The following is a 6,295-nucleotide window of genomic DNA, read 5'->3' on the forward strand; positions in this document are numbered from 1 at the left end:
GGTCGAAGCTCGGTTTCGCCTTTAGGTCGTCGGCCGTCGCATTGATCACGAGCCGTCGCCCGCCGTCATTGTCTGCCCATTTGACGGCGCTGAAGGGGATGGCCACGTCCTTTTCCCCCACTCCGAGAAATCCTCCAACGCTGACGATAACCGAATCCACGGCGCCGTTCTCGCCTATCAAAAGGTCATCGACGGAGCCGACATTGTCAGCCTTGTCGCCGGTGCCGTTATAAACCTTGTCGCCGATGATATTGGAGGCCAAGCGGCCAGGCACGGCTTGGGCCTGCTGGGTTGTGGCCGGCTGCGCCGCATATGCGAAGTTGGACAAGGAAACGAATGTGGCCAATGCCGTCGTCGCTAAAATGGTACGGATCATGAGGGAATCTCCTGTTGACAATGAAGCCCATTTCGCCCTCGCAGGCGGCTGATGGACTACGGGCACAACGAGACCTATCCCGGCCGGTTCCGAGCAAATTGTGTATGGAAAAAAATGCCTTATGGCTGGGAATAGTTCGCCCCCCTGCCTGGTAAGTCGAGAAGTAGGGATGAACCTTCGGCCTGTCCGGCAAACCCAGTCTGCCTGCCGGAGATATCGGAGGTGACGGAGTCATGACGGCGAGCGCCTTGCGTTCGGAACGACGCTCCCGTCGAGCCCAGCGGTTGTTATCTCCATGCAGCCGCTGGGCCTCCGGAGGGTGCRCAAGTGTATGACAGAACTTAATGCCGAAAAAAGGCGGTGCCCGCGAATGAACGTTTTGCCGTTTGACAAAGGCCGTAAATACTATCCATCAACTTGCCCGATTTGTGAGGGAGCCGCCCTGGAAGCCGATCTGGCGCACCGGCAGGCAGAATTCCAATGCGCTTTTTGCGGCGCGTACGAAATCACCCCCGCGGCGCGCTCGGCCATGAGAGGTCTTGCTCAGGAGCATAGAGCCGTATGGCTGTCTCAAGCCCGGCAACAAGCCGGAGCCACGCGACAGCTTGCGCTCGTGGCTTGCGCCAACGAGTCGTCGATGCCTCGGTCGAGCAGCTCTTGATGATCCATCAGGCCTGTATCGAGGAAGTGCGACCGCGCGGGCACTTCCTTGCGGCCCGGCACCCGTTGGGGTGGTGCCGGGCCGCGCACGACAGGCGCGGGATCTTGCCATCCATAGATTTTGAAACGATGTCGTTTGGAGGGATGTAAACTCACATGCGCGAATTGGAAGAATATGAGCAGATAGGTTTGATGGGTTACCCGGCCGACGGCGATTACATAGCTGTGGTGGGCGACAGGACTGGTCAGAACTGGCTGCTCGGGGGCGCGTTGTGCGAAATCGATGGCGCAACCATAGAGGATCAGGCGGCTGCATTGCCGAAATACCCTCCGAACGGCCGGCTCGTGGTGGCCACTATCCGAGGCARCCGTCTCGTCGCTATTCGGGACTATTGAATGGAATTGCAGCAGGAAGGAGAATTTCCGCTGTCATCTGATTGGCCAGGCCTTTGGATAGACAATAGACAGCTGGCCTGCTTTCCAAAGAAGACCACGCCAAGGGCCCGCGCCTGGGGCGCCAGGCCTTTGCGGCTTGTTGGGAAACTCGCGTTAACGCAACGGGCGAGCGAATTGGCTTTCCGCAACTTGCTGGGACAGCTCCCATCAAACGCCGAGATAGCGTTGCAGGAGTTCCGGCCTGGCCTTGATCTCGGCGGCCGTCCACTCCTGGGCGATGTGCCCGTTGTTGATGACATAAACGCGCTCTGCAAGCGTCAGCGTCGCGGCAAGATTCTGTTCCACCAGGACCATGGTCCGCCCGGCATCCGCAAGTTCGCGACAGGCTTTGACGAGATCCTGGACGATGACCGGCGCAAGCCCTTCGAATGGCTCGTCGAGCAGTATGATCTTCGGGTCACGTATGAGCGCGCGGGCGATCGCCAGCATCTGCTGTTCGCCCCCGGAGAGGTCGGTTCCGCGGCTGGCGCGCCGCTCTTTCAGACGCGGAAACATCTCGTAAATCCTGTCGAGGGGCCACCTGTTCTCAGCTGTCAGGCCGGCGAGGATCAGGTTCTCCTCAACATTCAGGCTGCCGAAAATACGCCGCTCCTCGTGCACCAGCTGCATGCCGAGCCGGGCGATGCTATGCGCCGTTTTGCCTGCCAGTTCCTCGCCGCCCAGCCTGACGCTGCCTGAGCGCGGCGTGACGACACCCATCAGGCTCTTGAGGGTCGTGGACTTGCCGGCGCCATTGCGGCCGAGAAGCGCGACAACCTCGTTCTTCTCCACGCGTAGCGACACGTCGAACAGAATATGGCTGTCCCCATAGTAGCTATTCAGTCCTTTGACTTCGAGAAGGCTCATGCCATCTCTCCGTGGACGCCGCCGAGATAGGCTTCCTGAACCCGTGGATTGAATTTGATCTCCTTTGGGGTGCCATGAACGAGCACGCGGCCCTCTTGCAGGACAGTGACCGTTTCGACCAGTTCGAACAGGGAATCTATGTCGTGATCGATGATGATCATCGTGCGACCGCGCGCGATCGACTTCAACAGCGCCACCGTCTCGATGCGTTCGCTCGGGCTCATGYCGGCAAGCGGCTCGTCCAGCAACAGCAGGCTCGGYGACGTCGCAAGCGCTAGCCCGATCTCCAGCCGCCGCTTCTCGCCATAGGCAAGTTCCGAAACCGGCGTGTCTACGCGGTGCATCAGGTTGACCAGAGCCAGCGTACGCTCCACCTGCTCGGCAAGGCCAGGGATTTTGAGGATATTGCGGAAAAGGTCCAGTCTGAATTTGCCTCGGATTTCGCCGAGAGCAGCAATCGTGAGATTTTGACGGACCGTCAGCCGATCGAAGAGCTGGTTGATCTGGTAGCTTTTGGTCAGTCCGAGTTGGCAGACGTCCGTCACGCTCATGCCGGTAATATCACGGTCCTCGAACATGATCTTGCCCGAGCTTGGCGGGACCTCGCAGGTAAGCATTTTGAAGAACGTGCTTTTACCGGCGCCGTTGGGTCCGATGATACCGCGGATTTCCCCATGATTGATCGTGAAATCAATATCGCTGTTGGCCATCAGGCCACCGTAGCGCTTGCTCAACCCTGTAGCCCGAAGGATAGGGCCGGGAGCGCGGTGCGTCGGACGGGCTGGCGACAGCATCGGCTCGGTGGCGGCCGGCGTGATCACCGAGGCAGCCGCCGGGTTCCCGGCCGGCTCCGCCGATTTCTTTGCGCCTTTAGCCATGCGGTAGAGATCCGCAATTCCGCCGACGATGCCGCGCCTCAGAAACACGACCAGCAGCACGAAAACGATGCCGAGCACCAGCTTCCATGTCGCACCCAAATGGAGTGTGTTCTGGAAAAAATCGCTGAGGAAAAGCCACACCGTCGCGCCGATCAGCGGCCCGAACAACGACCCGGCTCCGCCTATTGCGGTTTGCATCACGAGTTGGCCGGAAGTGTCGAACATGAAAGCGTCCGGCGGCATGAATCCCTGCATGACGCCAAGCAGGCCGCCGGCGAAACCGGCGTAGATCGCGGCTGCCACGAAGGCAGCGTGTTTATAGGCGTGGATGTTGTGCCCGAGTGCCGCCGCGCGCTGCGGATTGTCGCGGATGGCAGAAAGGATCGCCCCAACCGGGGAGTGCACGATGCGAAGCGCCGCGACCAAGCCGACGAAATACCAGAACGCCAGGAAAGCATACATGGCCCTGTCGGAATGGAACGTCAGCGTGGTGAACCCAAGGAATACGCTCGGCGTCGGGACCCCCGGCAGGCCGTTCTCGCCTCCGGTGTAGCGAGAAAGCGGGTTGAATTCGACGAAAAAGAAGACTTCCGAAATCGCTACGGTGATCATGGCGAAATAGATGCCGGTCCGCCTGAGCGCGACCAGCCCAACGAGGTAGCCGACAAGGCCGGCGACGATGGCGCCGACGATGATCGCCACCATGACGTAGGGAAAGTCCAGCTCGGTCAATAGGTAGGCAGCGAACATGCCGCCGGTACCGAAGAAGGCGGACTGACCGAAGGAAAGCAGGCCAGTATAGCCGAAAAGGATGTCGAACCCGAGCCCGAACAGCCCCCAGATCAGGATGCGGTTGATGGTGGTCGGTGCGAAGCCGAAGTGCGGCAGGATGAACGGTGCGGCGATCAACGCGATCGCCGTCAGCACCTCGACGAGAAAGGGATGTTTCTGGTTCATGAGCGGATTGCGTTCACTCGCGGCCTGCCGTGCCAAGCAATCCGTAGGGACGCCATACCAGCACGAGGGTCATCGCCACGAAAAGCATGACATACGAATAGCCAGGGTTGAACATCGAGGTGATGGAGATGATCTCGCCGGCGATGAGGCCGCCCAGCACCGCACCCGGGAATGATCCGACACCTCCGATGACGACCACGACGAAGGTCTGGACCAGGATTGCCTCGCCGACGTCCGGCGCGATCGACACCACTGGCGCATTGACGATGCCGGCGAACCCAGCCGCCATGGCGCCGATGCCGAACACCAGCATGAACACCTTGTAGACGTCGATCCCCAGCGATCCGACCATGACGGAGTCCTCTATGCCGGCACGCACGATCATGCCGAGGCGGGTGCGGTAGAGGACCAGATAGAGGGCCAGCAGCGCCGCCGTGACAATGCCGAGCGAGGCGAGGCGATAGGTCGGATAAACCATGAAACCCAGATTGGTGATGCCCTGGAACAGCGCCGGCGGCGGCACCGTCTTGGACAGACTGCCGAAGAAGAAGCGTACCGTCTCGACGAAGACGATGCCCAGACCGAAGGTAACCAGGATCTGATCCTCCTGCGGGCGCGAGTAGAAATAGCGAATGATCAGCCGCTCCATCAGCACGCCGACCAGCATGACGAAGACCGAACCGGCAATCAGCGCGACGAGGAAAGAGCCTGTGTACTGATAGGCCACCCAACCGGCATAGCCGCCGAGCATGAACATGGCGCCATGCGCCAGGTTCAGGACGCCAAGCGTGCCGTAGATGATCGTCAGGCCGGACGAAATCAGCGCCAGCAGCCCGCCAAGCACCAGCCCGTTGAAGCATTGCGATAGGAAGTTAGCCCAATTGATCACGCTGTCGCCCGAACTGAGGTTGACGAATTGGCTGTCGCATCGCCGGCTGCCCCGCGACTGTCGGTCGGCCAGAGCTCAGTGCGCGAAGACATTGCTTGGCGCACTTTTGAGCTGGCCGTGACGCAGCGACGATCCTTGTTGGCGCCGGCGATGCGAAGAGGATTTTCGTGAGCGTCAGGTGTAGTCACCAAGCTGGCACCCAAAGGCATCGGGCTTCTGCATCAGGCCTTCGCCGGGCACGATCTCCACGACCTCCCAGAAGTCTTCCGGGTTCTTCATGTCCTTGGCAGCCTTGCCGCTGACGATGACGACGGGACGGATGAGCTGGTGGTCCTCGGGCCGAAATTTGACGTCTCCGACCATCGAGGGGAAGGTCTCGCCTTTTTCATACTGCTTGATGACGTCTGGCGGATAGAAAGTGCCGGCTTCAGAGACCATCCGCGCCCAGATGGCGAATTGCATGTAGGCGTTTTCCGCACCCCATTCGGGGCGGTAATCGTATTTTTTCTGGAAGGCATCGACGAAGGCCTTTGCAAGCGGATATTTGTCCTCCATCGTCCACCAGAAGTCTGTGGYGGCGAAGACCCCCTCGGTCAGGTCCGGGCCGACTTCCTTTGCCAGAAACGGAATCTGGTAGGGGATCACCATCTTCATGGTTGGCGTCAGGCCGAACTGCTTTGCCTGCTGCACCGAGAGCACGGCATCGCGGCCCCAGTTGACGTTGACGATGAACTCAGCGCCGGAATTGGCGATGTTGGTGAGATACTGGCTGAAGTCCTGCGTTCCGAGCGGCGAAACCTGGTTGGTGACCATCTCCCAACCGCCCTGGGATGTGAGATAGTCATTGACCGACTTGGTGACGGTGTGGCCGTAGGTATAGTCAGGCGTCATGAAGGCCGCCTTCTTGCCTTTGCCGAAATTCTTGACCAGCACCGGGCCGATCGCATTGGCGCAGGTCTCTCCATAGACGCACTGGCGGAACGAATAGCGCGCGCAGTCCTTGCCGGTGGTATCGTTGGAGCCGGAGATTGCCACCAGATAGAGGATCTTCTCGCGCTGAGCGAACTTGTTGAGTGCGACCGCCACTGCCGAAGAGGTAGATCCCGTCATGGCGATGATCTTGTTGTCGTTGATGAAGGTCTGCTGCGACTGCACCGCATTGTTCGGCTTGGCGGCTGAATCGGCAACGACCAGGGCCACCTTCTTGCCGAGAACGCCCTTGTCGATCTTCGG

Annotated in this window: 6 protein-coding genes; 1 reads left to right on the plus strand and 5 read right to left on the minus strand. The window is 60.0% G+C overall.

The window, feature by feature from the left end; all coding sequences use genetic code 11:
• Nucleotides 1-376 (minus strand): PRC-barrel domain-containing protein (locus LCM4576_RS31450; RefSeq protein ID WP_131803331.1); only part of this gene is annotated, 376 nt, incomplete at its 3' end.
• A gap of 816 nt (nt 377-1,192) precedes the next feature.
• Between LCM4576_RS31450 and LCM4576_RS31460 the strand changes: the two genes are divergently transcribed.
• A complete protein-coding gene (locus LCM4576_RS31460) occupies nt 1,193-1,432 on the plus strand; it encodes a hypothetical protein (protein ID WP_071036255.1) in 240 nt (79 codons plus the stop codon).
• 207 nt (nt 1,433-1,639) lie between these two features.
• Here LCM4576_RS31460 and LCM4576_RS31465 read toward each other — a convergent pair whose 3' ends face one another.
• The 4 genes from LCM4576_RS31465 to LCM4576_RS31480 form a co-directional block, all read right to left on the minus strand.
• Nucleotides 1,640-2,338 (minus strand): ABC transporter ATP-binding protein, encoded by a 699-nt coding sequence (locus LCM4576_RS31465; protein ID WP_041005325.1) that lies wholly within the window; start codon nt 2,336-2,338, stop codon nt 1,640-1,642.
• On the minus strand, nt 2,335-4,173 hold the full coding sequence (locus LCM4576_RS31470) for an ABC transporter permease subunit (protein WP_071036256.1): 1,839 nt from the start codon (nt 4,171-4,173) through the stop codon (nt 2,335-2,337). The genes LCM4576_RS31465 and LCM4576_RS31470 overlap by 4 nt, the downstream gene beginning before the upstream one ends.
• A 13-nt stretch (nt 4,174-4,186) precedes the next feature.
• A complete protein-coding gene (locus LCM4576_RS31475) occupies nt 4,187-5,062 on the minus strand; it encodes a branched-chain amino acid ABC transporter permease (protein WP_041005324.1) in 876 nt (291 codons plus the stop codon).
• Nucleotides 5,063-5,236: 174 nt separating this feature from the next.
• Nucleotides 5,237-6,295 (minus strand): substrate-binding protein (locus tag LCM4576_RS31480; protein WP_071036257.1); only part of this gene is annotated, 1,059 nt, incomplete at its 5' end.

The sequence above is a fragment of the Mesorhizobium sp. LCM 4576 genome, assembly GCF_001854815.1.
Lineage (GTDB): Bacteria > Pseudomonadota > Alphaproteobacteria > Rhizobiales > Rhizobiaceae > Mesorhizobium > Mesorhizobium plurifarium.

What these genes read in the sequence shown, in the direction of transcription:
- LCM4576_RS31465 (WP_041005325.1), bottom strand. Translation starts at nt 2,338, where the DNA reads ATGAGCCTTCTCGAAGTCAAAGGACTGAATAGCTACTATGGGGACAGC.